This is a genomic window from Streptomyces tauricus (assembly GCF_014650955.1).
Lineage (GTDB): Bacteria > Actinomycetota > Actinomycetes > Streptomycetales > Streptomycetaceae > Streptomyces > Streptomyces tauricus.
In genome coordinates this window covers 43,931-70,167 of sequence record NZ_BMVY01000020.1, presented here as the reverse complement: position 1 = coordinate 70,167, position 26,237 = coordinate 43,931, and the positions used below count along the sequence as shown (strand labels likewise).

Annotated in this window: 22 protein-coding genes; 9 read left to right on the top strand and 13 right to left on the bottom strand. The window is 71.1% G+C overall.

The window, feature by feature from the left end; genetic code table 11:
* Positions 1-34 precede the first annotated feature (34 nt).
* From IE278_RS26435 to IE278_RS26425, 3 genes are all read left to right on the top strand, one after another.
* Entirely contained in the window at positions 35-3,766 is a 3,732-nt protein-coding gene (locus tag IE278_RS26435) for an ABC transporter ATP-binding protein (RefSeq protein WP_189775769.1), read from the top strand.
* A gap of 204 nt (positions 3,767-3,970) precedes the next feature.
* Complete coding sequence (locus IE278_RS26430) at positions 3,971-4,360, top strand: hypothetical protein (protein ID WP_189775768.1); 390 nt, start codon at positions 3,971-3,973, stop codon at positions 4,358-4,360.
* A gap of 140 nt (positions 4,361-4,500) precedes the next feature.
* Positions 4,501-5,952: a S28 family serine protease gene (locus IE278_RS26425; protein WP_189775767.1), complete on the top strand. Its 1,452-nt coding sequence runs from the start codon at positions 4,501-4,503 to the stop codon at positions 5,950-5,952.
* A 76-nt stretch (positions 5,953-6,028) separates the two neighbouring features.
* Here IE278_RS26425 and IE278_RS26420 read toward each other — a convergent pair whose 3' ends face one another.
* The 4 genes from IE278_RS26420 to IE278_RS26405 form a co-directional block, all read right to left on the bottom strand.
* On the bottom strand, positions 6,029-6,787 hold the full coding sequence (locus tag IE278_RS26420) for a hypothetical protein (protein WP_308434941.1): 759 nt from the start codon (positions 6,785-6,787) through the stop codon (positions 6,029-6,031).
* A gap of 153 nt (positions 6,788-6,940) precedes the next feature.
* A complete protein-coding gene (locus IE278_RS26415; protein WP_189775766.1) occupies positions 6,941-8,758 on the bottom strand; it encodes a glycoside hydrolase family 3 protein in 1,818 nt (605 codons plus the stop codon).
* 595 nt (positions 8,759-9,353) lie between these two features.
* Positions 9,354-10,154 carry a sugar phosphate isomerase/epimerase family protein gene (locus tag IE278_RS26410; protein ID WP_189775765.1) on the bottom strand — a complete coding sequence of 267 codons (801 nt, stop codon included), beginning with the start codon at positions 10,152-10,154 and terminating at the stop codon, positions 9,354-9,356.
* Positions 10,155-10,309: 155 nt separating this feature from the next.
* On the bottom strand, positions 10,310-11,248 hold the full coding sequence (locus IE278_RS26405) for a bifunctional helix-turn-helix transcriptional regulator/GNAT family N-acetyltransferase (protein ID WP_189775764.1): 939 nt from the start codon (positions 11,246-11,248) through the stop codon (positions 10,310-10,312).
* 198 nt (positions 11,249-11,446) lie between these two features.
* Between IE278_RS26405 and IE278_RS26400 the strand changes: the two genes are divergently transcribed.
* Positions 11,447-12,949, top strand: coding sequence for an oxidoreductase (locus tag IE278_RS26400; RefSeq protein WP_189775763.1), 1,503 nt, complete (start codon positions 11,447-11,449; stop codon positions 12,947-12,949).
* 358 nt (positions 12,950-13,307) lie between these two features.
* Here IE278_RS26400 and IE278_RS26395 read toward each other — a convergent pair whose 3' ends face one another.
* Positions 13,308-14,366, bottom strand: a complete 1,059-nt coding sequence (locus tag IE278_RS26395) for a LacI family DNA-binding transcriptional regulator (protein ID WP_189775762.1) — start codon at positions 14,364-14,366, stop codon at positions 13,308-13,310.
* Positions 14,367-14,769: 403 nt separating this feature from the next.
* Here IE278_RS26395 and IE278_RS26390 point away from each other — a divergent pair, with 403 nt between their 5' ends.
* From IE278_RS26390 to IE278_RS26380, 3 genes are read left to right on the top strand one after another with little or no spacing between them, the layout of a single operon-like run.
* Entirely contained in the window at positions 14,770-15,921 is a 1,152-nt protein-coding gene (locus IE278_RS26390) for a Gfo/Idh/MocA family protein (RefSeq protein ID WP_189775761.1), read from the top strand.
* Entirely contained in the window at positions 15,918-17,096 is a 1,179-nt protein-coding gene (locus IE278_RS26385) for a dihydrodipicolinate synthase family protein (protein ID WP_246570682.1), read from the top strand. The genes IE278_RS26390 and IE278_RS26385 overlap by 4 nt, the downstream gene beginning before the upstream one ends.
* Before the next feature lie 38 nt (positions 17,097-17,134).
* Complete coding sequence (locus tag IE278_RS26380; protein ID WP_189775832.1) at positions 17,135-17,941, top strand: sugar phosphate isomerase/epimerase family protein; 807 nt, start codon at positions 17,135-17,137, stop codon at positions 17,939-17,941.
* 54 nt (positions 17,942-17,995) lie between these two features.
* Here IE278_RS26380 and IE278_RS26375 read toward each other — a convergent pair whose 3' ends face one another.
* Together IE278_RS26375 and IE278_RS26370 are read right to left on the bottom strand one after the other, a co-directional pair.
* The gene (locus IE278_RS26375; RefSeq protein ID WP_189775760.1) at positions 17,996-18,220 is read right to left on the bottom strand and encodes a DUF397 domain-containing protein; all 225 of its coding nucleotides are present in this window, start codon (positions 18,218-18,220) and stop codon (positions 17,996-17,998) included.
* Complete coding sequence (locus tag IE278_RS26370; protein ID WP_189775759.1) at positions 18,207-19,031, bottom strand: helix-turn-helix domain-containing protein; 825 nt, start codon at positions 19,029-19,031, stop codon at positions 18,207-18,209. The genes IE278_RS26375 and IE278_RS26370 overlap by 14 nt, the downstream gene beginning before the upstream one ends.
* A 150-nt stretch (positions 19,032-19,181) precedes the next feature.
* Here IE278_RS26370 and IE278_RS26365 point away from each other — a divergent pair, with 150 nt between their 5' ends.
* Positions 19,182-19,433, top strand: a complete 252-nt coding sequence (locus tag IE278_RS26365; protein ID WP_189775758.1) for a hypothetical protein — start codon at positions 19,182-19,184, stop codon at positions 19,431-19,433.
* Positions 19,430-19,813 carry a hypothetical protein gene (locus IE278_RS26360; RefSeq protein ID WP_246570680.1) on the top strand — a complete coding sequence of 128 codons (384 nt, stop codon included), beginning with the start codon at positions 19,430-19,432 and terminating at the stop codon, positions 19,811-19,813. The genes IE278_RS26365 and IE278_RS26360 overlap by 4 nt, the downstream gene beginning before the upstream one ends.
* 153 nt (positions 19,814-19,966) lie before the next feature.
* On the opposite strand, the gene IE278_RS26355 is transcribed toward IE278_RS26360, so the two are convergent.
* The 6 genes from IE278_RS26355 to IE278_RS26330 form a co-directional block, all read right to left on the bottom strand.
* Positions 19,967-20,116 carry a hypothetical protein gene (locus tag IE278_RS26355; protein ID WP_189775757.1) on the bottom strand — a complete coding sequence of 50 codons (150 nt, stop codon included), beginning with the start codon at positions 20,114-20,116 and terminating at the stop codon, positions 19,967-19,969.
* A 98-nt stretch (positions 20,117-20,214) separates the two neighbouring features.
* Positions 20,215-20,607: a D-ribose pyranase gene (gene rbsD / locus IE278_RS26350; RefSeq protein WP_189775756.1), complete on the bottom strand. Its 393-nt coding sequence runs from the start codon at positions 20,605-20,607 to the stop codon at positions 20,215-20,217.
* On the bottom strand, positions 20,604-21,509 hold the full coding sequence (locus tag IE278_RS26345) for a ribokinase (RefSeq protein WP_189775755.1): 906 nt from the start codon (positions 21,507-21,509) through the stop codon (positions 20,604-20,606). Before IE278_RS26345 ends, rbsD begins: the two co-directional genes overlap by 4 nt.
* Before the next feature lie 45 nt (positions 21,510-21,554).
* Positions 21,555-23,528: an ABC transporter permease/substrate-binding protein gene (locus IE278_RS26340; protein ID WP_189775754.1), complete on the bottom strand. Its 1,974-nt coding sequence runs from the start codon at positions 23,526-23,528 to the stop codon at positions 21,555-21,557.
* On the bottom strand, positions 23,518-25,098 hold the full coding sequence (locus IE278_RS26335; protein ID WP_189775753.1) for a sugar ABC transporter ATP-binding protein: 1,581 nt from the start codon (positions 25,096-25,098) through the stop codon (positions 23,518-23,520). Before IE278_RS26335 ends, IE278_RS26340 begins: the two co-directional genes overlap by 11 nt.
* Entirely contained in the window at positions 25,095-26,135 is a 1,041-nt protein-coding gene (locus IE278_RS26330) for a LacI family DNA-binding transcriptional regulator (protein WP_189775752.1), read from the bottom strand. Before IE278_RS26330 ends, IE278_RS26335 begins: the two co-directional genes overlap by 4 nt.
* Positions 26,136-26,237: the final 102 nt, after the last annotated feature.

The window sequence follows — 26,237 nt, the reverse complement described above, 5'->3', positions numbered from 1 at the left end:
GGCCGACCGGCCGACGGACGGGAAGGCACCAGGAGTGACAACGCAGCGGGGATGGGCACGGCGGCTGGCCGGGTACGCCTGGCGGTACCCGAAGGACGTCGTGCTCTCGCTGGGCGCCTCGCTCGCCGGTATGGCCGTGATGGCCGTCGTGCCGCTGATCACCAAGGTGATCATCGACGACGTCGTGGGGGACCACAGCCGCGACATGGCCCCCTGGGCCGGCGCGCTCCTCGGTGCCGGTGTCCTCGTCTACGTCCTCACCTACATCCGCCGCTACTACGGCGGCCGGCTCGCGCTCGACGTCCAGCACGACCTGCGTACGGACATGTACGAGACGATCGTCCGCCTCGACGGCAGGCGTCAGGACGAGCTGTCGACCGGGCAGGTGGTGGGCCGCGCGACCAGCGACCTCCAGCTCATCCAGGGCCTGCTCTTCATGCTCCCGATGACCGTCGGGAACGTCCTCCTCTTCCTGATCTCGCTGGGGATCATGGCCTGGCTGTCGCTCCCGCTCACCCTCGTCGCCCTGGCCGTCGCCCCCGCCCTCTGGTTCATCGCCCGGCGCAGCCGCTCCAAGCTGCACCCGGCGACCTGGTACGCGCAGGCGCAGGCCGCCGCGGTGGCCGGGGTCGTCGACGGCGCCGTCAGCGGCGTACGGGTGGTGAAGGGCTTCGGGCAGGAGGACCAGGAGACCGGCAAGCTCAGGGAGATCGGGCGCCGCCTCTTCGCGGGGCGGATGCGCACCATCCGGCTCAATTCCAAGTACACCCCGGCCCTGCAAGCCGTTCCGGCGCTCGGCCAGGTCGCCATGCTGGCGCTCGGCGGCTGGCTGGCGGTGAAGGGCGAGGTCACCCTCGGTACGTTCGTCGCCTTCTCCTCCTATCTCGCCCAGCTCGTGGGGCCCGTGCGCATGCTCGCGATGGTCCTCACCGTCGGCCAGCAGGCCCGCGCCGGCGCCGAACGCGTCCTGGAGCTGATCGACACCCGGCCGTCGATGGAGGACGGCACGAAGGACCTGCCGGCCGACGCGCCCGCGACCGTCGAGTTCGACGGCGTGTCCTTCGCCTACGACGACGACCGCCCGGTCCTGGACGGCCTCAGCTTCGAGATCCGCTCCGGCGAGACCCTCGCCGTGGTCGGCTCCTCCGGCTCCGGCAAGTCCACGGTCTCCCTGCTCCTGCCCCGCTTCTACGACGTGACCGGCGGCGCGGTCCTCATCGGCGGCCTCGACGTGCGCGAGCTGACGCTCGACTCGCTGCGGGCCGCGATCGGGCTCGTCCCCGAGGACTCCTTCCTCTTCTCGGACACCGTCGAGTCCAACATCGCGTACGGCCGCCCCGAGGCCACCCGCGAGGAGATCGAGACCGCCGCCCGGGCCGCCCAGGCGCACGGCTTCATCTCCGCGCTGCCCGACGGCTACGACACCAAGGTCGGCGAGCACGGCCTCACCCTCTCCGGCGGCCAGCGCCAGCGCGTGGCCCTGGCCCGCGCGATCCTCACCGACCCGCGCCTGCTGGTCCTCGACGACGCCACCTCGGCGGTCGACGCGCGCGTCGAGCACGAGATCCACGAGGCCCTGCGCGGGGTCATGGCGGGCCGCACGACGCTCCTCATAGCGCACCGCCGCTCCACCCTGAACCTCGCCGACCGCATCGCCGTCCTCGAAGACGGCCGCCTCGCCGACATCGGCACCCACGAGGAGCTGACCGGGCGCTCGGCGCTCTACCGCCGCCTGCTCACCGACCCGGACGAGCTGGGCGGGGTCTCCGCGGGTCACACCACACCCTCCTGTCCGCCCGAGGACACGTCCGTACGGGACGAACTGGACGCGGAGTTCGACGCCGAGCGCGGGGTCACCCCGCATCTGTGGACCGGCGACCGCGAACCCAAGGACACCGCGCTGGCCGGTATGCCCGCCACCCCCGACCTGCTCGCCCAGGTCGACGCCCTGCCGCCCGCCACCGACACCCCCGCCATCGACGAGGCGCGCGCGGTCACCCCGGAGGAGTCCTACGGGCTGCGGCGCCTGCTGCGGGGCTTCGGGCTCCCGCTGCTCGTCAGTCTCGGCCTGGTCGCCGTCGACGCGGGCATGGGTCTGCTGCTGCCGGTCCTGATCCGGCACGGCATCGACGAGGGCGTCTCCGAGATGGCCCTCGGCGGGGTGTGGGCGGCCTCGGTGATCGCGCTGATCAGCGTGCTCGTCCAGTGGACGGCCCAGATCGGCGAGACCCGGATGACCGGCCGCACCGGCGAACGGGTCCTGTACTCGCTCCGGCTGAAGATCTTCGCGCAGCTCCAGCGGCTCGGGCTCGACTACTACGAGCGGGAGCTGACCGGCCGGATCATGACCCGGATGACGACGGACGTGGACGCGCTGTCCACCTTCCTCCAGACCGGTCTGGTCACCGCCTTCGTCTCGGTCGTCACCTTCTTCGGCATCATGGCCGCGCTGCTCGTGATCGACGTACAGCTCGCGCTCGTCGTCTTCCTGACGCTGCCGCCGCTGATCATCGGCACGTTCTTCTTCCGCCGCTCCAGCGTGAAGGCGTACGAGCTGGCCCGTGAGCGGGTGTCCGTGGTGAACGCGGACCTCCAGGAGTCGGTGTCGGGGCTGCGGATCCTCCAGGCGTTCCGCCGCGAGGGTTCGGGCGGCCGGCGCTTCGCGGAGGGCAGCGACAGCTACCGTCAGGCGCGTATCCGCGGGCAGTGGCTGATCTCCATCTACTTCCCGTTCGTGCAGCTGCTGTCCTCGGTGGCCGCCGCCGCCGTGCTCGTGGTGGGCGCGGGACGCGTCGACGCGGGCACCCTCACCACCGGCGCGCTGGTGGCGTACCTCCTCTACATCGACCTGTTCTTCGCCCCCGTGCAGCAGCTCTCGCAGGTCTTCGACGGCTATCAGCAGGCGACCGTCTCCCTCGGCCGGATCCAGGAGCTGCTCCAGGAGCCGACGTCGACGAAGGCCGCCGCCGAGCCTCTTGAGGTGCTGTCCCTGCGCGGGGAGATCGCCTTCGAGGACGTCGACTTCGCGTACAAGCCCGCCGGGGAGGCGGACGACGAGGCGGAGGAGGCGCTCAGCGGGGTGCGGCTGAGCATCCCCGCCGGGCAGACCGTCGCGTTCGTCGGCGAGACCGGCGCGGGCAAGTCGACCCTGGTGAAGCTGGTCGCCCGCTTCTACGACCCGACCGGCGGCCGGGTCACGGTCGACGGTACGGATCTGCGCTCGCTCGACCTGACCTCGTACCGGCACCGCCTCGGTGTCGTCCCGCAGGAGGCGTACCTCTTCCAGGGCACCGTCCGGGACGCCATCGCGTACGGCCGCCCGGACGCCACGGACGCGGAGGTGGAGGCGGCGGCCCGCGCGGTCGGCGCCCACGACATGATCGCCACCCTGGACGGCGGTTACCTCCACGAGGTCGCCGAACGGGGCCGCAACCTCTCCGCCGGACAGCGCCAGCTGATCGCGCTGGCCCGCGCCGAGCTGGTCGACCCGGACATCCTGCTCCTCGACGAGGCCACGGCCGCGCTCGACCTGGCCACCGAGGCCCAGGTCAACCAGGCCACCGACCGCATCGCGGGCCGCCGCACCACCCTGGTCGTCGCCCACCGGCTGACCACGGCCGCCCGCGCGGACCGGGTGGTGGTGATGGCCGACGGCCGGGTCGCGGAGGACGGCACGCACGACGAACTGCTCGCGCGGGGCGGCCGGTACGCGCGGCTGTGGCGGACGTTCGTGGGGGAGCCGGACCCGGTCGGCACCGCGAACTGACCGACGCGAACACGCGGAAAAGGCCGCCGTGGACGCGTAGAAAAGACCGGCGCGAACACGCAGAAAAGCCGCAACCGACGGGTAGGGCAACCGTTCGGCGTACGCCATGCGTCCGTACAGCAGTACGTCAGTACGACACAGCAGTACGCCGAACCAGTACGCCACAGCAGTACGTCAGTCGCCGGGGGCCGTGGAGGGACACCAGTGGATTTGGGCGCGATACGCCGACGCCTCACGCTCGGCACCGCCGTGCTGACGGCGTCCGGGCTGCTGGCACTCGCGGGCCCGGCGGGCGAGGCCTCGGCGGCGTCACCGTGCGCCGGGCGGAAGGTGCGCACGCTGCCCTTCTCCACCGGCCATGTGGACGTCCACAAGAAGCGCGGTTACGTGTGCGCGGTGACGTACCCCAAGAAGGTGGGCGCCCGCCGCTACATGATGGTGAGCGTGCAGGCCCGGGGGAGCGAGCGGGTACCGAACGCGGGCCGGTTCGTGCGGTACGCGGGTCCGGTGCGGGTGCACGCGGGCCACCGCTGCGTCCGGATCAAGGGGGCGGTCGGCTCGGGCTCGGTCAGCACGGGCTGGATCCTCTGCTGACACCTGACACCTGACACCTGACACCCGACTTGTCCGGTGACCTATTCATGACTTGTTCGGAATGCCCTGAACATCCCCTGGTGTGGCAGCTGTTGCTGAGCTAAGTTCCGGCGGACATCTGCGTATTCAGGGGAGAACGCATGCGCAAGACGCTCAGATGGCTGCTGTCTCTCACGGTGCTCATAGGCACCGTGAGCACGGCCGGGGCGGCCACCGCCGCCCAGCCGGACGCCGCCACCGCAACCAACCTCGTCACGGACGAGTCGGCGGACATCAAGGACCGCCTCCTCGCGATACCGGGCATGAGCCTGATCGAGGAGAAGCCCTACACGGGCTACCGCTTCTTCGTCCTCAACTACACCCAGCCGGTCGACCACCGGCACCCGTCCAAGGGCACCTTCCAGCAGCGCATCACCGTGCTGCACAAGGACACCGCCCGCCCGACGGTCTTCTACACCGGCGGCTACAACGTCTCCACGACCCCGAGCCGCCGCGAGCCGACCCAGATCGTGGACGGCAACCAGGTCTCCATGGAGTACCGCTACTTCACCCCGTCGCGGCCCGCGCCGGCCGACTGGTCGAAGCTCGACATCTGGCAGGCGGCCAGCGACCAGCACCGCATCTTCAAGGCGCTCAAGCCCGTCTACGACAAGAAGTGGGTCTCCACCGGCGGTTCGAAGGGCGGCATGACCGCCACCTACTTCGAGCGCTTCTACCCGCGTGACATGGACGGCGTCGTCGCGTACGTCGCCCCCAACGACGTGGTGAACAAGGAGGACTCGGCGTACGACCGGTTCTTCGCCAAGGTCGGCACCAAGGAGTGCCGCACCCGGCTGAACGCGGTGCAGCGCGAGGCGCTGGTCCGCCGTACCGCGCTGGAGAAGAAGTACAAGGAGGTGGCCGCCGCCGAGGGCTACACCTTCAACACCATCGGCAGCCTGGACAAGGCGTACGAGGCGGTCGTCCTCGACTACGTGTGGGGCTTCTGGCAGTACAGCCTGCTCGCCGACTGCGACACCATCCCGGCGGACGCGAAGAACGCCACGGACGACGAGATCTGGACGTCGATCGACACGATCTCCGGCTTCTCGTTCTACACGGACCAGGGCCTGTCGCCCTACACGCCGTACTACTACCAGGCGGGCACGCAGCTCGGCGCGCCGACGATCAACTTCCCGCACATCGAGAAGAAGTACATCCGCTACGGCTACCAGCCGCCGCGGAACTTCGTGCCGCGCGACATCGACATGAAGTTCCAGCCCGGTGTCATGCGTGACGTCGACAGCTGGGTCAAGCACAACGCGAAGCAGATGCTGTTCGTGTACGGGCAGAACGACCCGTGGGGCGCCGAGCCGTTCCGCCTCGGCAAGGGTGCCCGTGACTCGTACGTCTTCACGGCCCCGGGCCTGAACCACGGCGCCAACGTCGCGGGTCTCGTACCCGACCAGAAGGCGCTCGCCACGGCCCGCATCCTGGAGTGGGCGGGCGTCGCCACGGCCGCAGTCCAGGCGGACCCGGAGAAGGCGAAGCCGCTGGCCAAGTACGACTCGAAGCTGGACAAGCGCACGGTCGAGCGCCAGCTCCGTCCGTAGCCTCCCACCCGGCGGCACCTGTCGTGCCGCCGGTGCCGCGCCCGTCCGTCGAGCCCCCGGGCCGCCTGGCCCCGGGCTACAACGGGCGGGCGCAGCCCACCGGCCGCGGTCCGCCGAGCTGGACGTACAGCTCGGCGGACGCGGGGCAGTCGGAGCGCCGCTCCACGGCCTCGGTCACCTTGTACTCGGGGTTTTTCTCAGCCGTGCTGTCGCACGCGGTCTCGCGGACCTCGCCCGCTCCCGCGCTGTAGACGCAGTCGCCGACGATCGTGCGGGGGCCTCCGCCGCCGCCCGGGTCGCCCGGGTGCGGGGGCTCCAGATTGCGCATACAGGCGTAGCCCTGCGGGACCGCGCCGTCGCCGTCCTCGTCGGCGGAGGGCTTCTGCTCGCTGATGTGCAGCACGAAGTCCGTGGTGGCGGGACAGGGCTGCCCCTCGCCCGCCCTGCCGTCGTACCGCGCGATCACGCGCGCCGCCGCCCGCTCGCTGGTGCACGGCACCTCGGTGAACGACTCGCGCCCGAACGAACTGCACTCGTCGATCCCGAGGAACACCACGCCGTATCCCGAGGCCCGGGTCGGTGCCGGGGCGGAAGCCGTCGGCCGCCCTTCGCCGTCACCGTCACGGTCCCCGTCACCGTCACCGGACGACTGCTGGCACCCCGCGAGAGCCACCGTGAGAGCCGCCGTGACCACCAGCGCCAGCAGCGGCGCGCACAGCAGGGTGCGTACCAGGGCGTGCGGCGGCGCCGCCGTCGCGCCGACGGACCCCGTGCGGTGCGCGCCCGTACCGTGTGCTCCCGTACCGCGTGCGCCCGCGCTCCGTGCGTCGCGCATGGCACCTCCCCCGATCATCCCCAGCCCAGCGTGACCCGCCGGGGCGGACCCCGCCAGGCGTACCGGGCGCTTTGCGTCACTTGGGGATGCGGGGAGGGGCGCACGTCGTAGGCCCGGTACGCCTGGCCGGGGCGCGCGCCCCTGTGCACGGGCTCAGTACGTCAGACCGTGCCCCACGGGATACAGCACCCGCGCCGGATCGTCCGCGCGCTGCACCGGCACCGGCAGTCTGCCGCGCGGACCGACCCGCCCGGCGAGCACCCGTACCGCGGCCCGCAGCTCGACGTCCGTCCACGAGTACGACGCCAAGTAGGCCTTGACGTCGGGCAGTTGAGCCACGTCGTACGGGTTTCGGATGGCGAGCGCGACCACCGGGCGGCCCGTGGCGAGCAGTTGGTTCACGAGGGTGCGCTGAGCGGAGGCGGCGGTGACGTTGTACGTCCCCACCAGCACCGCGTCCGCTTCCTGGGCCGCCGCGACGGCCTTCGCGACGGTCGCGGCCGAGGGCGCGGTGCCCGTGGACAGCACCGTCGGGGTGAACCCCAGCTCGGTGAGGGCGTTCGCCAGGACCGTCGTGGGCGGGCCCGTGGTGCCCGACGGCGAGGCCGGATCGGCGCCGACGACGAGCACCTTCGTGTGCGTACGCCGGGACAGCGGCAGCAGCCCGCCGGAGTTCACCAGCAGGGTGGTCGTCCGCTCGGCGACACGGTCGGCGGCCTTGAGGTGCGCCGGGACGCCGACGGTACGGTCCACGCCCCGCGCCGTGACGTACGGGTCCTTCAGCAGCCCCAGCTTCGCCTTCAGCCGCAGCACGCGCAGGATCGATTCGTCGAGGCGGGCCTCCGTCAGCTCGCCGCCGCGGACGGCCTGGAGGACCGCGTTCCAGGCGATGTCCAGCTTCGGCGGGTTGAGGAGCTGGTCGACACCGGCCTTCAGGGCGAGTACGGGTACCCGGTCGTCGCCGTACTTCGTGCGGACGCCCTCCATGCCGAGCGAGTCCGTCACCACGACCCCGTCGTAGCCGAGCCGTTCACGCAGGATGCCGGTGAGGATCGGGCGGGAGAGGGTGGCCGGGTCGCCGGCCGGGTCGAGCGCCGGGACCATGATGTGCGCGGTCATGATCGAGTCGATACCGGCGGCGATCGCGGCCCTGAACGGGGGCGCGTCCAGCTCGGCCCACTGCGCCTCGGTGTGCTCGATGACCGGGAAGCCGTAGTGGCTGTCGGTCTCGGTGTCGCCGTGCCCCGGGAAGTGCTTGGAGGTGGCCGCGACCCCGGCGCCCTGATAGCCCTTCACCTGGGCGGCGACCAGGTCCGCCACGGCCTGGGGGTCGGCGCCGAAGGAGCGTACGCCGATGACCGGGTTGGCCGGGTTCACGTTCACGTCGGCGACGGGCGCGTAGTCCTGGAGGATGCCCATCGCGCGCAGTTCGGCGCCGCCGATGCGTCCGGCGGTACGGGCGTCGGTGCGCGAACCGCCCGCGCCGAGGGCCATCGCGCCCGGGAAGAGGGTCGCGGGCGTGCCCACCCGTGCCACTATCCCGTGCTCCTGGTCGGTGGAGATGAGCACGGGCAGCCCGCGGGGCAGGTCGAGCGAGGCCTTCTGGATGCCGTTGCTCAGGTCGGCGATCTGGTGCGGTTCGCGGGTGTTGTGCGCCCACCCGAAGTAGATGATCCCGCCGACCCGGTACTTCGCGATCAGCTCGGCGGCCGTCCGTACGCCGATCTCGGCGAGGTTGGCGTCGATGTCGGCCTGGTCGGGCGCGGTCGCGGAGTGCCCGTACACCCGCATCACGAAGAGCTGCCCGACCTTCTCCTCCAGCGTCATACGGGAGATGAGGGCCCTCAGCCGTTTGTCCTCGCGCTTGTCGTCCTCGTGTTTCGCGGTGCCTGCCAGGGCGGGGGCGGCGCCGGCGACGGCTGCCGCCGCGCCCGCGGTGGCCGCGAGCAGCGTACGTCTGGAGGTGTGCACGTGCGCTCCTTCCGGAGAGGGCCCGGGGGCCCGTGGAGGGGCGAGCAGAAACGATCCCTTGAAGTGATCCTCCAAGGGATCCTTGAAGAAAACTGCCAAGGAGTCACGGATATCCGGGAAATTTCTGCCAGTCAATAGCGCGGACAGCCGACAGCCGACACAGACACGGACACGGTGCTGGTGGCGCCGAGGGGCCGCCACCGGCGCTGTTGGAGGGGGGCGCGCCGGTGACGGCGTGCTGCCGGCCGCAGGCGGCGGAGAGGGTGGTCAGCGATCGCAGCCAGCAGCGAGGCCGACACCGCACTGCGGTGACTCATCCGGCAGCATGCGAATTGGACGAGGGGTGGGGGGGATGGGTTCCCTGGATTCCCCGAATCCCCGCAACTCGATACGAGAGTGCCCCCCGAGACAAAAGTGCCCCACTCCGCGCAGTTCCCCGCGCCCCTCGCAAAGCCTGCGCCGTTCCCCGCGCCCCTAAAAGACTGCGCAGTTCCCCGCGCCCTTTTAGGGGCGCGGGGAACTGCGCGGGCGGGCGCAGCGGACCGGCGCCCCGGCGACCGGCCCCCGGAGCCGCTCGCGCTCAAGCGCCCCGCGGCTACGCCGCGTCGTTCAGCAGCCGTGACAAATAGTCATGCCCCGCCCCCAACAACCCCTCCAGCGGCGCAGCCCCCTCGTACCACCGCTTCTCGTACTCCCAGCAGAGCCACCCGTCCCACCCCTCCCGGGACAGCAGGTCCACACATTCCGTGAGCGGCAACACCCCCGCCCCCAGCGGCAGCGGACTCGTGTCGTCCGCCGACGCGATGTCCTTGACCTGGACATAGCCGAGGAACGGCGACAGCGCCGCATAGCTGGCGGAGGGCTGCTCACCGCCGAGCCACGTGTGCATGACGTCCCACAGGGCCCCCACCTGGAGGTGTCCGACGGCCCCGAGTACGCGGATCGCGTCGGCCCCGGTGCGATGCGAGTCGTGCGTCTCCAGCAGGATCCGTACACCGAGGTCGGCCGCGTACTCCGCCGCCGTGCCCAGCCGGCGCGCGGCCACCGCGTCGGCCTCCTCGGGGCTCTGCTCGGAGTCGCCGCCGGGGAAGACCCGGATGAAGGGCGCGCCCAGATCCCGGGCCAGGAGCAGGAGTTCGCGCAGCTCGGCGATCACGGGCTCGTCGTCGCCCGGCGCCGCCACCCGCACGTACCCGGCCAGGCCCAGGATCTCGACGCCCGCCGTCTTGAACTCGGCGGTCACGTCGGCCCGTGCGGTGGCGTCGAGTCCGGTGTGCACGGGTTCCTCGGGATGCGTACGCAACTCGACGCCGTGGAAGCCGTGGGTGGCGGCGAGCCGCACCACGTCGCTGATCGGGAGTCCGGGTACACCGAGGGTGGAGAAGGCCAGTTTCACGAAATCGCACCTTCGCTGTCGATCGAGTCGGGCGAGTCAGGACTAGGGGCGCGGTGATGTCCGCGGGTCGTTCCGGCCGGTGTCCCCGGGAGCCCCCGGGACGGCACAGCACGAAACGGACCCTACCCGCCCCTCGCGTTCTCTCACTTCCGCTCTCACTCCTGTGCGTCGAGCAGGTCCAGCCGCCAGTCCTGGCCGACGAGGTCGGCGCCGAAGGAACGGTGCGGTTTCTCGTCGACGAGGACGAAACCGTGCCGCTGGTAGATCCGGCGGGCGGCGGACAGGACGTCGTTCGTCCACAGGACGATCTCCCGGTAGCCGACCCCCCGGGCGAACTCCACACAGGCGTCCACCAGCCGGTCGCCGATGCCGAGGCCGCGCGCGTCCGGTTCGACGAGCAGCAGGCGCAGCCGGGCGGCGCCGGGTGCCTCGTCCCGTACGCACATCACGCTGCCCACGGGGCGGCCGTCCAGTTCCGCGATCCACACCCGTTCCAGGTGCGGGTCGTGGTCCTCGGCGAAGTCGGCGACGATCCGGGCGACCAGTCCTTCGTAGTCCGTGTTCCAGCCGTACTCGGCGGTGTAGAGCGCCGCGTTGCGCTGCACGATCCAGCCGAGGTCGCCGGGGCGGGGCTCGCGCAGCAGGACGTCCTCGCGGCGCGGGGGCCGGCGCCGGGCCCCGGAGAGGATCTCGCGGATGTCCCGCATCGCCTCGGCGAGCCGGGGCCGGTCGCGGGGCGGCACGGTGGAGAGCAGTGTGCCGACCGATTCCCGGGAGCGCTCGTCCAGCAGGTCGGCGGTCCCTCGTCCACGGGCCGTGAGTGTGACCCTGCGGCGCCGGGTGTCCTTCTCCGAAGGCGTCCGCTCGATCAGCCCGTCCTTCTCGAACTTCGCCAGCAGCCTGCTCAAGTAGCCGGAGTCGAGGGAGAGTTCGGTACGCAGGTCGGCGGTGTCCGTACGGGGGGAGTGGGCCAGCTCGTACAGCACGCGGGACTCCGTGAGCGTGTACGGCGCGTGCAACTGGCGGCTGTAGTCCAGTGCTCCGATGAGGTTCGTGTAGAAGCGGTTGAAAGCGCGGATCTCTTGGACGGTCATGACATCTGGCACCTGTCTCGCGGCGACGTCGGACGGAGGGCGAGGGACGGAGGGCGATGGATGGAGGGCGAGGGACGGAGACAGCAGACTCGACCCAGCCAGAGATAGCTGACTCAGTCAGAGATTATGCCCGCCGTGGACGGTTTTCGACACGGCTTCCGCCGGTTTCGGGCACGGCGGCCCGGATAGCCTTCCGAGGTGCTGCAGTACGACGATCTGACGCCTCCGGAACGCGCCGTCTGGGATGCCTTTCCCGAGGGCCGCGTCGTCGACCTGAGCAGCGGCGTTCCCGAGGAGGACGACGCCGTCGGCGGGCCGCAGTGGGGCCCGGAGCGCACGGTCAGGGCCGAGGTACTGGCCGCCCTGCTGCTGGGGGCGAACTCCGCCCGGCCGGGAGCCGTCGCCGCCCTGAACCTCACGGGCGCCCGGATCGTCGGCCGCCTCGACCTGGCGGGCGGCGATATCGCCCACACGGTCCACCTCGCGTCGTGCAGGCTGGAGGAGACCGTGAACCTGCGCGGCAGCGCCACCCGGACGATCCGGATGACGTACTGCCGCGTGCGGGACGTCAACGCGCAGATGGCCCGGATCGAGGGCCGCTTCGACCTGCGCGGCACGACGCTGCGCGGCGGCCGGCTCGCACTCACCAACGCCCATGTCTCCGGGGAACTGTCCCTGAACGGGGCGACGCTGGAGGCCGACGGCAAGTGGGCCCTGTTCGCCGGCGGGCTCGTCGCGGAGGGCGCGGTCTTCTGCCGTACGGGGTTCACCACGAAGGGAGGGCTCCGGCTGCTGGGAGCCCAGCTGTCCGGCGGCCTGTTCCTGGACGGGGCGCGGCTGGAGAACCCGGACGGCGAGGTGCTGATCGCCGACTCCGCCACGATCACGACGCTGGAGCTGACCGACGGGTTCAGCGCCACCGGTGCCGTACGGCTGCGCGGCGCCCACATCACCAACCGGCTGTCGCTGCGGGGCGCCACCCTCGGCGAACCGGGCGCCGCCCTCGATCTCGCCCGGCTGCAGGTCGCCGAACTCGAACTCACGCCCGCGGTCGCCCCGCCCGGCGGCATCGACCTGCGCAGCGCACGCGTCGAGGTCCTGCGCGACAACGAGACCGGCCGGACCGCACGTCTGCGGCTGGAGGGCCTCGCCTACACCTCCCTGCACGCGGACGACGCGCCGCCCGCGGGCCTCGGTGAGCGCGTCGGGGCGGCCCGCAGGGTCGCGTGGATCCGCCGCTCACCCGGTTACAGCCCGCAGCCGTACGAGCAACTCGCCGGCTGGTACCGCCTCATCGGCCATGACGACGACGCCCGCCTCGTACTGCTGGAGAAGCAGCGGCACCGGCGCGGCACCCTCCACCCCGTCGCCCGGATCTGGGGCCGTGTCTTCGACGCCACGGTCGGCTACGGCTACCGGCCCTGGCGGGCGGGCGGCTGGCTGATCCTGCTGTCGCTGATCGGGACGCTGGTCTTCAGGACCCACACTCCGACCGCCAACAAGCAGGGTGAGGGGCCGCCGTTCAGCGCCCTCGCCTACACGCTGGACCTGCTGATCCCGATCGGCGGCTTCGGCCAGCGGGGGGCCTGGCACTGGAAGGACCCCGGGGCCATGGGGCTCTCCTACGCACTGATCGCCGCGGGCTGGCTGCTGACCACCGCCGTGGTAGCGGGCATCACCCGCTCCCTGAACAAGAACTGACCCCCCGGCCGGCGCCCCCGCTGTACCCGACCGCGCAGTTCCCCGCGCCCCTGGGGGTGGGTGGCGCGCGCCGGGATTTCGTCTGCGGGTCGCACGTGGCCGGCCGCGCCGTTCCCCGCGCCCCTGAGGTGGGTGAGGTGTGCGCCGGCCCCCCGCGTGCGGGTCGCACGAGCCCGACCACACGATCCCCCCACCCGCAGCCCGCGCTCCGCCAGGGGCGCGGGGAACGGCGCACCCGACCACAGCGGCTCCGCAGCCGTAGCGCTGAACGGAACCACCCGCCCACTCAGGGGCGCGGGGAACGGCGCAATCTTTTTGGGGGCGCAGCCCCCAGGGGCGCGGGGAACGGCGCAACCCCTCAAGCCCCCTTCGGCACCCCCGTAGACCCCCGCACCATCAACTCCCCGCGAATCGTCGCGATCCCTCCGGGCGGAACCTCCTCCCGCCCCATGGCGATCCGCCCCGCCCGAGCCCCCGCGTCAGCCAACGGCAACCGCACCGTCGTCAGCGCGGGCACCGCGTCGATGCTGAACGGCAGGTCGTCGAAGCCGACGACGGACACGTCGTCCGGAATGCGCAGACCCGAGTCGCGCAGAGCCGCGCACGCCCCCAACGCGACCGTGTCGTTGGCGGCGACCACAGCCGTCAAGTCCGTTTCCCGCCGCAGGAGTTCGAGCGTCGCCTCGTACCCCGCCCGCCGGTCGTACCGCCCGTGCACCGTCCGCGCCGGATCGTCCGCGATCCCGTGCGCGGCGAGCGCGTCGCGGTGCCCCTCCAGCCGATGACGCGTAGTCGTACGCTCCTCCGGCCCCGCGATGTACCCCATACGCCGGTGCCCGAGCCCGATCAGATGTTCGGTGAGCTGCCGCCCACCACCCCGGTTGTCGAAGGTGAGAGCCACCGCGTCGGCGTCCGCGGGTGCCGGCGCGGGCGGCCGGCCGCACAGCACCACCCGCGTCCCCGCCTCCCCGAGCTTGCGCAGCTTCGTCGCCACGGCCGTCGCGTGCGCGGTGTTCTCCACGGCCCCGCCGGTCAGCACCACCGCCGCGGCGCGCTGCCGCTGAAGGAGCGTGAGGTAGGTGAGTTCGCGCTCCGGAGAGCCACCGGTGTTGCACACGACGGCGAGCCGTTCCCCGCCCGCCCGGCCTCCAGGGCCCCCGATCTCGGACTGGATCGCCCCCGCCATGATCCCGAAGAACGGGTCGGCGATGTCGTTGACCAGGATCCCGACCAGGTCGGAGGTGGCCGCCGCGAGCGCGCTGGCGGGTCCGTTCAGTACGTAGTCCAGTTCGTCCACGGCCCGCAGCACCCGTTCACGGGTGGAGGCCGCCACGGGGTAGTTCCCGTTCAGCACGCGCGACACCGTCGCGGGCGAGACCTGAGCGCGGGCCGCCACGTCCGCCAGGGTCACCGTCATCTCGAAGTCCTCCGGTCGCGCATCTCGTCATCGTCCTCAGAGCCGTACTACTCCAGTGCCGGCCCGCTGTCGCCGTCGTAGAGCCCCAGCCATCGCGGTAGCAGTCCCCGCCGCACCAGCCGCCCCGTCCGGCACGACCCCCGCCCCCTGGGCCGAAAGTCACGCCACCCAAGTGGCACAGCCGAGCCGCACAGCCGAACCGAGCCGCACAGCCGAACCGTACGGCCAGGTGGTGCAGACCTTACGTCCGCACACCCCTCCCGTTCGCCCCCTCGAACAACTCACCACCCCCGCGGTCTTGTCCGATCCGCTGCACAGAGGCTAGCTTCTTCTTACATAGAAAGCGCTTGCTGCGACGCTCGCCAGTTCGTACGCGGCGCGGGACGCGTACGAAGGGAATGACGTGACACGCAAGACGGTGCGCATCGCCATGAACGGCGTGACGGGACGCATGGGCTACCGCCAGCACCTCGTCCGCTCGATCCTCGCCCTGCGCGAGCAGGGCGGTCTCGACCTCGGCGACGGTGACGTGCTGTGGCCCGAACCGGTCCTCGTCGGCCGCCGCGAGCACGCCCTGAAGGCGCTCGCCGACCAGCACGGCATCGAGCACTGGTCCACCGACCTGGACGCCGTCCTCGCCGATCCGACCATCGACATCTACTTCGACGCGCAGGTCACCTCGGCCCGCGAGGAGGCGCTGAAGAAGGCGATCGCGGCCGGCAAGCACATCTACACGGAGAAGCCGACCGCGACCGGCCTCGACGGAGCCCTCGGGCTCGCCCGCCTGGCGAACGAGGCCGGTATCAAGCACGGCGTCGTCCAGGACAAGCTCTTCCTCCCCGGACTGCTCAAGCTGAAGCGGCTCATCGACGGCGGCTTCTTCGGCCGGATCCTCTCCGTCCGCGGCGAGTTCGGCTACTGGGTCTTCGAGGGCGACTGGCAGTCCGCCCAGCGCCCCTCGTGGAACTACCGGAGCGAGGACGGCGGCGGCATCGTCGTCGACATGTTCCCGCACTGGGAGTACGTGCTGCACGAGCTGTTCGGCCGGGTGAAGTCGGTCCAGGCGCTCACCGCCACGCACATCCCGCAGCGCTGGGACGAGCAGAACAAGCCCTACGACGCGACCGCCGACGACGCCGCGTACGGCATCTTCGAACTCGAAGGCGGCGCCATCGCCCAGATCAACTCCTCCTGGGCGGTCCGCGTCAACCGCGACGAACTCGTCGAGTTCCAGGTCGACGGCACCGAGGGCTCAGCCGTCGCCGGGCTGCGCGACTGCCGTGTCCAGCACCGTTCCGCGACCCCCAAGCCGGTCTGGAACCCTGACATCCCCGCCACCGAGGTCTTCCGCGACCAGTGGCAGGAGGTGCCCGACAACACCGAGTTCGACAACGGCTTCAAGGCCCAGTGGGAGCTGTTCCTGCGGCACGTCTACGCCGACGCCCCCTACCACTGGGACCTCCTGGCCGGCGCCCGCGGCGTCCAGCTCGCCGAACTGGGCCTGAAGTCCTCGGCCGAGGGCCGCCGCTTCGACGTCCCGGAGGTCTCCCTGTGACGGACGGAAGGATCCAACTCCCGGGCGCGGACGGCAGGTTGCACGCCTACACCCCCCGCCCCGACCCCCTCCCGGTCACCACCGGCGCCCCCTTCGCGGCCCGTACGGTCTTCTCGGCGGCGCACGTCGTCGCCGACCCGTACGCCGACACGACCCCCGACTCACCCGCGGCCGTCGACTGGGACGCCACCCTCGCCTTCCGCCGCCACCTGTGGTCCCACGGCCTGGGCGTCGCCGAGGCGATGGACACCGCCCAGCGGGGGATGGGCCTCGACTGGGCGGGCGCGGCCGAGCTGATCCGCCGTTCGTCGGCGGAGGCCAAGTCGGTCGGCGGCCTGATCGCCTGCGGCGTGGGCACCGACCAGCTGGCGGCCACCGAGGCCGGTTACCCGTACACCCTGGACGAGGTGCGGGCGGCGTACGAGGAGCAGCTGGCCCTCGTGGAGGAGTCCGGCTCGCAGGCGATCCTGATGGCCTCGCGCGCCCTCGCCGCCGTCGCCAAGGGCCCCGAGGACTACCTGGAGGTCTACGGCCACCTGCTGCGCCAGGCCGCCGAGCCGGTGATCCTGCACTGGCTGGGCCCGATGTTCGACCCGGCCCTGGAGGGTTACTGGGGCAGCACCGACCTGGACGCCGCCACCCACACCTTCCTCCAGGTCATCGCCGCGCACCCCGACAAGGTCGACGGCATCAAGGTCTCGCTCCTGGACGCCCAGCGCGAGATCGACCTGCGCCGCAAGCTCCCGAACGGCGTGCGCTGCTACACCGGCGACGACTTCAACTACCCCGAGCTGATCGCGGGCGACGACCAGGGCTTCAGTCACGCCCTGCTCGGCATCTTCGACCCGCTGGGCCCCTTGGCCGCGGAGGCGGTCCGGGTCCTGGACACGGGCGACAAGGCAGGCTTCCGCTCCCTCCTCGACCCCACGGTCGACCTCTCCCGCCACCTCTTCCAGGCCCCCACGCGCTTCTACAAGACGGGCGTGGTCTTCCTGGCGTGGCTCGCGGGCCACCAGTCCCACTTCACGATGGTCGGCGGCCTCCAGTCGGCCCGCTCCCTGCCGCACCTGTCCCGCGCGTACGAACTCGCCGACGGCCTGGGCCTGTTCCCCGACCCGGCGCTGGCCGAGACCCGTATGAAGAACCTGCTCTCCCTGTACGGAGTGAACCAGTGACCGCAGTCGACGCCCTCTCCCGCTTCAGCATCAACCAGATGACGGTCAAGCAGCTGTCGATCCCGGAACTGGTCGACGCCTGCGTGGAGTTGGGCATCCCGGGGGTCGGCCTGTGGCGGGCCCCCGTCCAGTCGTACGGCCTCGACCAGACGGCCAAACTGCTCCGCGACGCGGGCCTGACCGTCACCACCCTCTGCCGGGGCGGCTTTTTCACGGCGATCGACCCGGCCGAGCGCGCGACGGCGCTCGACGACAACCGCCTGGCGATCGACGAGGCGGCCACCCTGGGCACGGACACGCTCGTCCTGGTCTCGGGCGGCCTCCCGGCGGGCTCCAAGGACCTCCACGGCGCCCGCGAACGGATCGCCGACGCACTGGGCGAACTGGGCCCGTACGCCGAGGAGCGAGGGGTGCGCCTGGCCATCGAGCCGCTCCACCCGATGTACGCCGCCGACCGCTGCGTGGTCTCCACGCTCACCCAGGCCCTGGACCTGGCGGAACGCTTCCCAGCGAACCAGGTCGGCGTGACGGTCGACACGTACCACATCTGGTGGGACGACCAGGCCCCCGCGCAGATCGCCCGGGCGGGGGCGCAGGGCCGTATCCACACCTTCCAGCTCGCCGACTGGACGACCCCGCTGCCCGAGGGCGTCCTCAACGGCCGCGGCCAGATCGGCGACGGCGCGATCGACATGCGCGAGTGGAAGGCGTACGTCGAGGCGGCGGGCTACACGGGCCCCATCGAGGTCGAACTCTTCAACGACGCCCTGTGGGCCCGCGACGGCCGAGAGGTCCTGACGGAAACGGCGACGCGGTTCGTGGAACACACGGCGACGCGCCCCTGACAAGGGGTCGACGGCCTGCTCGCACCGAACACGGCCGAGCAGGCCGCCGACGCCTCAGCCGTCGAGTTGCCCCGTCTTGACGGCGTCGACGAAGGCCGACCAGCCACCCGCCGAGAACACGAGCGCGGGCCCGGACACGGCCTTGCTGTCACGGACGGGCACGCCGACGTGTCCCTGGGCGACCTCAAGGCATTCGCCCTGACTGCCGCCGCTGTAACTGGACTTGAACCATCCGGTGAAGGCGGACGAGTCGGGGACGGTGTGCTCACTGTTGGCCATGTACGTGCTCCTCCGCTGCCGCTCTGACAAGGGCCAGTGACTCCTGGTGCGACAACGCGTCGCTCAGCGCAAGAGCGTAAGCCGTCTGGCTGGCGACCACCAGCGCAGGATCATCCATCAGATTGCCGCTGAGGAAGCCCTCGACGTAGGCCACCGGGGGCGAGTCCTCGAAGCCCATGAGCGTGAGCAGGCTCTCCAGAAGCGGATGCGCCCCGACGCCGTACGGCAGAACGTGCAGCCGCAGTCGCCCCGCCTCGGCCAAGTCCGCGATCTTGCGCAGCTGTTCGGCCATGACCAGCGGGCCTCCGACTCGACGCCGCAGCACGGCCTCGTCGAGCAGGGTCCAGACGACCGGCTTCAGCGGCCCGTCCAGAATTCGGGAACGCCGTGTTCGGATGACAACAGCCTCGTCAAGTTCCTCGGCGGTGTGGTTCGGCCGGTACGCACGGAACAGGGCGCGCGCGTAGTCGTCGGTCTGCAGCACGCCGGGCACCAACGACAGCGCGAACTGCTGGATCAACGTGGCCTGTTGCTCCAGCTCAGCCACGGCGGCGAAGTAGTCGTTGTACGTCGACTCCAGGTCGTCCAGCCAGCGGGAGAAGAAGCCACCCGTACCCAACGCCTGGTCGATCCGCTGCGCGTCATCGGGTCTGGGAAGCCGTCTGCCCGCCTCGAAGTGGCTGATCAGGGTGGGCGAGCAGACGACCTGATTGCCCAGTTCCTCCTGGGTGAGTTCGGCGGATGTCCGCCGCAGCCTCAGTTCCTCCCCGTACTTCTCCCGCTGTGTCCGGGGCTTACGGCGTTCGATCATGCGGGCAACTCCCCAGCTTGACGTGCGTGTTGTCAACCTTCAGGTACTGGAAGCGTAGCCGCGAGTGACGTCACTCTGTAAGCGATTCGCCACAGAAAGTAGTCGCCGCAGGTCGCGGCGGAGTCCTCCGTAGAACGAAAGCAGACTGACGTGTCCGACCTCATCGCCCGGCTCATCTCGCCGTTCCTGCGATTCTTCTTCCCGACCGGCAGACGGCGGCGGCGCACGCCGACTTCGTACACGTATCAGAGCGTGTGCCAGTACTCGTGCCAGTACGTCGGCGGCCCGACCGCCTACCGGACGGGGGAGCCGCCGCTGCGGGGCGAGGACAGCCCGCTGGTACGCCCTTACCTACTGGTGCCGGCACCGGCACCGGCTTCGCACGTGGGGGCGGTCGCGTGAGCGGCGGGGGACACGGGCCGCCGTCCGCTCGTCTGCTGCCCTGGGTGGGTGACGAGGGCAAGCCCTGTTATGTGGTGGGTGAGGGGACGGGCCGTGTCTCGCGGCTGGCCGACGGCGTCGAGAGCATCCAGTTGGGGATGGCGGGCGATCTGCTCGAACACGCCGCCGCACTTCTTGAGGAGAGAGGCGCGAGCGCGGGTGAGCTGCGCTACCTGGCGAACAGGCTCACCGAGTCCCTGACGGACGTCAAACGGGTCGCGGAGAGCAGGGGAGCGCGCCTCGCACGGACGGACCCGGCTCGGGACCCAGATCCGGACGGCGGCTCGTCCGGCCTGCCCGCGAGGGAGGCCTCGAAAAGAGCTCAAAAAAATCTCAAGTAACCGTGCAACCCTCCCCCCACTTGGCGGGTCGTACCTGGCATCAGAACCTTTGGAGGGGGATCCGGGGGGATCGCGGGGGTTCTGATCTGGGGGAGGGGAACCGAGGGGCCCGGTCGACGGACCGGGCCCCTCGAAATATCTCCGCTGCTTCCCCTACTTCCCCGGCCCGCCGATGCCCTTCTTCTCGTTGCGCATCCGCCAGATGCCGATCCCCACCGCGAGCACGGTCAGGACGACGATCATCACGGCGCCGGTGGGCCAGAAATCGGCTTTCTCCTGAGCGGCGAGACGGAGGAGTTCCACGTTTTCTCCCTCGGGTGTCCGCAGGCGACCAGGCCGACTCCGACCGGACCGCCGACCACAACACCTCCGCGGGTACCCGCCGGTCCCGTAGCCCAGTCCTAGAAGAACACCCCGCACCGCAGCAGCACATTCGCGTACGGCCGCGCCTCGCCCGTGCGCACGATCAGGTGGGCGCCGGCCGACAGGGTCTTCAGCTCCTCGTGGGAGACGTGGGTCAGCGTGGCCGGGAAGTGGGTCGTCAGCAGCGCTGAAGCCGCCGGGTTCGCCTCCCGTATCTCCGCCGCCGCCGTCGCCCCCTCCACCACCAGTTCCTCCAGCAGGCCCTCCAGGACCTGCTCGAAGGACGGCACTCCGGCGCGGAACGCCAGGTCCACCACGCGGGGACCGGCCGGTATCGGCATGCCCGCGTCGCAGATCAGTACGCCGTCGCCGTGGCCCAGTTCGGCCGTCGCGCCCGCGAGGTGGCGGTTCAGGATTCCGGTCTTCTTCATACGGCGGCGACCTCTTCTGCGGTGGGGAAGGACGCCTGCGCGCCCTGACGGGTGACGGCGACGGCGCCCACGCGGGCCGCGTACGCCGCCGAGTCCGCGAGGGACTCCCCGGCGCCGAGGCGCCACGCCAGCGCCGCCGTGAACGAGTCGCCCGCGCCGGTCGTGTCCACCGCGGTCACCTTCACGGCCGGGACGCGGGTCGACCCCGACGCGTCGGCCACCAGCGCGCCCTCCTCGCCCAGGGTGACGACCACCGAGCGCGGGCCCAGCGCGAGCAGCGCCCCCGCCCACTCCTCGGGCGTCGCGCCCGCGTCCGTGCCCAGCACCACCCGCGCCTCGTGCTCGTTCACGATCAGCGGGTCGCAGGCGGCCAGCACGTCGGCGGGCAACGGCTGCGGCGGGGAAGGGTTCAGGACGAAGCGGGTGCCGGGGCGCAGGCCCCGTACCACCTCCTCGACCGTCTCCAGCGGGATCTCCAGCTGGGTGGAGACCGCCCGCGAGGACGTGAGCAGGGCGACAGCCGAGGGCTCGCGGATGTCGTCCGGGGTCAGGCGGCCGTTCGCGCCCGGTGACACCACGATGCTGTTGTCGCCCGACGGGTCCACCGTGATCAGCGCGACCCCCGTGGGCGCGCCGCCCACCAGGACCCCGGTCGTGTCGACCCCGGCCGCCCGCTGCGAGTCGAGCAGCAGCCGGCCGTGCGCGTCGTCGCCGACCCGGGCGAGGAGCGCCGTACGCGCCCCGAGCCGGGCGGCGGCGACCGCCTGGTTGGCGCCCTTGCCGCCCGGGTGCAGGGCCAGGTCGGAACCGAGCACGGTCTCCCCGGCGCCCGGCCGCCGCTCGACACCGACGACCAGATCGGCGTTGGCCGACCCGACGACCAGCAGGTCGTACTCGAACATGGACTGTCTCCCTACGGAACGGACGTGAATACGACGGGGCGGGGGTCAGCCGGTGAAGTCGGCCACGTTCTTCGACGTGACCACCTTCACCGGGACCTTCACCGTCTGCTCGGTCTTCTTGCCGTCGGCCGCCCGCAGCGCGTTCTCCACGGCGATCCGCCCGAGTTCCTTCGGCTGCTGGGCCACGGACGCGTACATCGTGCCGTCCGCCACCGCCTTCAGTCCGTCCGGCGTGCCGTCGAAGCCGATGACCTGGACCGACTTCCCGGCCTTGGAGCCGAGCGCCTTGATCGCGCCGAGCGCCATCTCGTCGTTCTCGGCGAAGACGCCCTGCACGTCCGGGTGGGCCTGGAGCAGGTTCGTCATGACGTCCAGCCCTTTCGTGCGGTCGAAGTCGGCGGGCTGCCTGGCGACCACCTTGATACCCGGGTACGCCTTCAGCCCCTCCTCGAAGCCCGCGCCGCGCTCACGGCTCGCGGACGTACCGGCCAGACCCTGGAGGATGACGATCTTGCCCTTGCCGCCCAGCTTCTCGGCCAGCGCCTTGGCGCCGAGCTGCCCGCCCTCGACGTTGTCGGAGGCCACGAGCGCGGCCGTCTTCGCCTTGTTGACGCCGCGGTCGACCCCGACGACGGGGATGTCGGACTTGTTGGCGGAGCGCACCGAGGGGCCCGCCGCGTCCGAGTCCACCGGGTTGACGATGATCGAGTCGACGCCCTCGCTGGTGAAGTTCTGCAACTGGTTCGCCTGCTGCGAGGCGTCGTTCTGCGCGTCCGTGACGGTCAGGTCCGCCCCGAGCTTCTTCGCCTCCGCCTGAGCGCCTTCCTTGATCTGTACGAAGAAGGGGTTGTTCAGGGTGGAGAGGGACAGGCCGACCTTCGGCTTCTCGGAGGACGACGAGCCGTTGTTGAAGATGCTCAGGCCGCCCACGACGGCCGCCACGAGGACGACCGCGAGCCCGTACTTGACCATCTGCGGGCCCTTCTTGCCCGCCGCGCCCCCGGCACCGGACGTGACCGGAGTCGCGCCCGCCTTGCGGCGCACGGTGTCGAGCAGCACCGCCAGCGCGATGACCACACCGATGACGACCTGCTGCCAGAACGCCGACACGGACAGGAGGTTGAGGCCGTTGCGCAGCACCGCGAGGATCAGCGCGCCGATCAGCGTCCCGGACGCCTTGCCCGTACCGCCCGCGAGGGAGGCGCCGCCGATGACGACCGCGGCGATCGCGTCCAGCTCGTAACCCTGCGCGGCCTGCGGCTGCGCGGAGGAGAGGCGTGAGGCGAGCACGATGCCCGCGGCTGCGGCGAAGAGCCCCGACAGCGCGTAGATGGCGAGCTTCTGCCGCTTCACCCGCAGCCCGGAGAGGCGCGCCGCCTCCTCGTTGCCGCCGATCGCGTACATGGAGCGCCCGATGTACGTACGCCCGAGGATGACGGCCGTGACCAGGCCCAGGACGATCATCACGAGGACCGGGACCGGCAGCCAGCCGCCGAGCGTGTCACCCAGGTGGGAGACCGAGTCGGGGAAGGCGATGGGGGAGCCCTGCGAGATCACCAGGGACAGACCGCGGCCCACCGACAGCATGGCCAGCGTCGCGATGAACGGCGGCAGCTTCCCGTACGAGATCAGGACGCCGTTGACCAGGCCGCACGCTATGCCGGTGGCGATCGCGAGGATCACCGCGATCCAGACGGGTACGCCCTCCGAAGTCGCCGTCCAGGCAAGGACGGTGGCCGACAGGGCCGCGACCGAACCGACCGACAGGTCGATGCCCGCCGAGACGATCACGAAGGTCACACCGAAGGCGAGGATGGCGGTCACGGCCGCCTGGACGCCGATGTTGAGCAGGTTGTCCGTCGTCAGGAAGTCGCCGGACAGGGCCGACATCGCGATGACGAGGATGATGAGCGCGGTGAGCGCCCCGTTGTCGAGCAGGAGCCGGCGCAGGCCGCCCGAGGCGCCACCGCCTGGAGCGCCACTGGCGCCCGTTGTGCTCTTGAGCGTGTCAGTGGCCACGGGGTTCCTCCACAGCGGAATCAGTGTCAACAGGGTTCGTGGTGGTCGATGCGGTGCTCGGTGATGCGGTTGATGCGGTCGGTGTGCTGACGGCCAGGGCCATCACGGAGTCCTGGGTCGCCTCGTCGGCGGAGAGTTCGCCGGCGATCCGGCCCTGGGCCATCACCAGCACCCGGTCGCTCATGCCGAGCACCTCGGGCAGATCGCTGGAGATCATCAGGACGGCGTGGCCGGCGGCCGTGAGGTCGTTGACCAGCTGGTAGATCTCGACCTTGGCGCCCACGTCGATGCCGCGGGTCGGCTCGTCGAGGATCAGCACCTTGGTGTCGGCGAGCAGCCACTTGCCGATGACGACCTTCTGCTGGTTGCCGCCGGACAGCGTGCGCACATGCTGGCCGAGCCCGGCCATCCGTACGCCGAGCTGCTCGGCGATCCTCGCCGCGGCCGTGTGCTGCCCCTTGAGGTCGACGAGTCCGCCGCGAGTGGCCGCCCGCAGGGTGACGAGCCCCAGGTTCTCCTGCACGGAGGCGTCCAGGAGCAGACCCTGACCCTTGCGGTCCTCGGGGACGAGCCCGATCCCGGCGGTCATCGCCGCGTTGACGTCGTGGCGGGGGAGCGGGGTACCGGCGACCGCGACGGACCCCTTGTCGTACGGGTCGGCGCCGAAGACGGCTCGTACGACCTCGGTACGGCCGGCTCCGACCAGGCCCGCGATCCCGACGACCTCACCGGCCCGCACCTCGAAGCTGATGTCGTGGAAGACACCGTCCCGGGTGAGCCCGTCGACGGTGAGCAACGCGGCCCCGGTGTCGGCCCGTTCACGCGGATACTGCAACTCGATGGAACGGCCCACCATCATGCGTACGAGATCGTCCTCGGGCGTGGACGCGGGCACCTGGCCCACACTCCGGCCGTCCCGGATGACCGTGACCCGGTCGCCGAGGGCGGCGATCTCCTCCAGGTGGTGCGTGATGAAGACGATGCCCACACCGTCCTCGCGCAGCTTGCGCACGATGGCGAAGAGCTTCTCGACCTCTCCGGAGGTGAGCACCGCGGTCGGCTCGTCCATGATCAGGACGCGGGCGTCCAGGCTCAGCGCCTTGGCGATCTCGACCATCTGGAGGCGGGCGATGCCCAGTTCACGCACCCGGGCGCGGGGCGAGACATTGACGCCCACCCGCTCCAGGAGCACGGCGGCGTCGGCCTCCATCTTCTTCCGGTCGATCATCCCGAGGCGGCGCGGCTGGCGGCCCAGGAAGATGTTCTCGGCGACGGTGAGGTCGGGGACCAGGTTGAACTCCTGGTAGATGGTCGCGATCCCGAGGCGCGCGGCGTCCTGCGCGCCGTGGATACGGACCGTCTCGCCGTCGACCACGATCTTCCCGGAGTCCGGCCGGTAGGCGCCGGACAGCATCTTGATGAGGGTGCTCTTGCCGGCACCGTTCTCACCGAGCAGTACGTGCACCTCGCCACGGCGCAGATCGAAGTCGACGCTGTCGAGCGCGACCACACCGGGGAAGGTCTTGCGTATCCCTTCGATACGCAGCAACTCGTCCGGGCTGCTGCTCACGGGTTGCTCCTTTGAGTGACGTTCATGGGCGTGCTGTCCATGGCGGGCGGTTCGCCGCAGGAGCGGCGGACGACGAGGGTGGCGGGGAGGGTCACCGACTGCGGGGGCCGCCCCTCGATCCGGTCGACCACGGCGCGTACGGCGGCCCGGCCCAGCTCGGGGGTCGGCTGCGCGATCGCCGTGATCGGCGGATCGGTGTGCACGAACCACGGGATGTCGTCGAAGGCGGCGAGCGCGATGTCGTCGGGCACACGCAGCCCCCGCGCCCGTACGGCGTCCAGGGCGCCCAGCGCCATCAGGTTGTCGGCCGCGAAGACGACCTCGGGCGGCTCGGCCAGGTCGAGGAACTCCTCGGTGGCCCGCCGACCGCTGGCCGCCTGGAAGTCGCCCTGTCCGATGTACGCGTCGGGGAGCGGCAGCCCGTACTCGCGCAGGGCGTCCCGGAAGGCGTCGACGCGCTCGCTGCCGGTGGTGGTGGCCGCCGGGCCCGCGATGATGGCGAGCCTGCGGTGGCCGAGACCGTGCAGGTGGGCGACGAGATCGCGCACGGCGGCCCGGCCGTCCGCCCGGACGACGGGCACGTCCACGCCCGGTATCCAGCGGTCGACGAAGACCATCGGCGTCCCCGAACGCGCGGCGTCCAGCATCAGCGGGGAACCGCCGTCCGTGGGGGACACGAGAAGGCCGTCGATCCGCCGGTCGAGCAGCGTACGGACGTGGTGGTCCTGCAGCTCGGGCCGCTCGTCGGCGTTGCCGATGATCACGCTGTACCCGAGGGCGCGGGCCTCCTCCTCGACGGAGCGGGCCAGCTCGGTGAAGTACGGGTTGAGCACGTCGCTGATGACCAGGCCGAGGGTGCGGGTCTGGTCGGTGCGCAGGGAGCGGGCGACGGCGTTCGGGCGGTAGCCCAGCGCCTCGACGGCGGCCAGTACGCGGGCGCGGGCGTCCGCGCTCACCGACGGGTGGTCGTTCAGGACCCGCGACACCGTGGCGACGGAGACCCCCGCCTCGGCGGCGACGTCCTTGATGCTCGCCATCGACGCTCCACCTCCTTGTGGATCATCTTGGAATCGATTACATGCGTAACGCTGAAAGCGATTGGAATCGATTACATCGACGTAGACAACCCCCTGAGACCG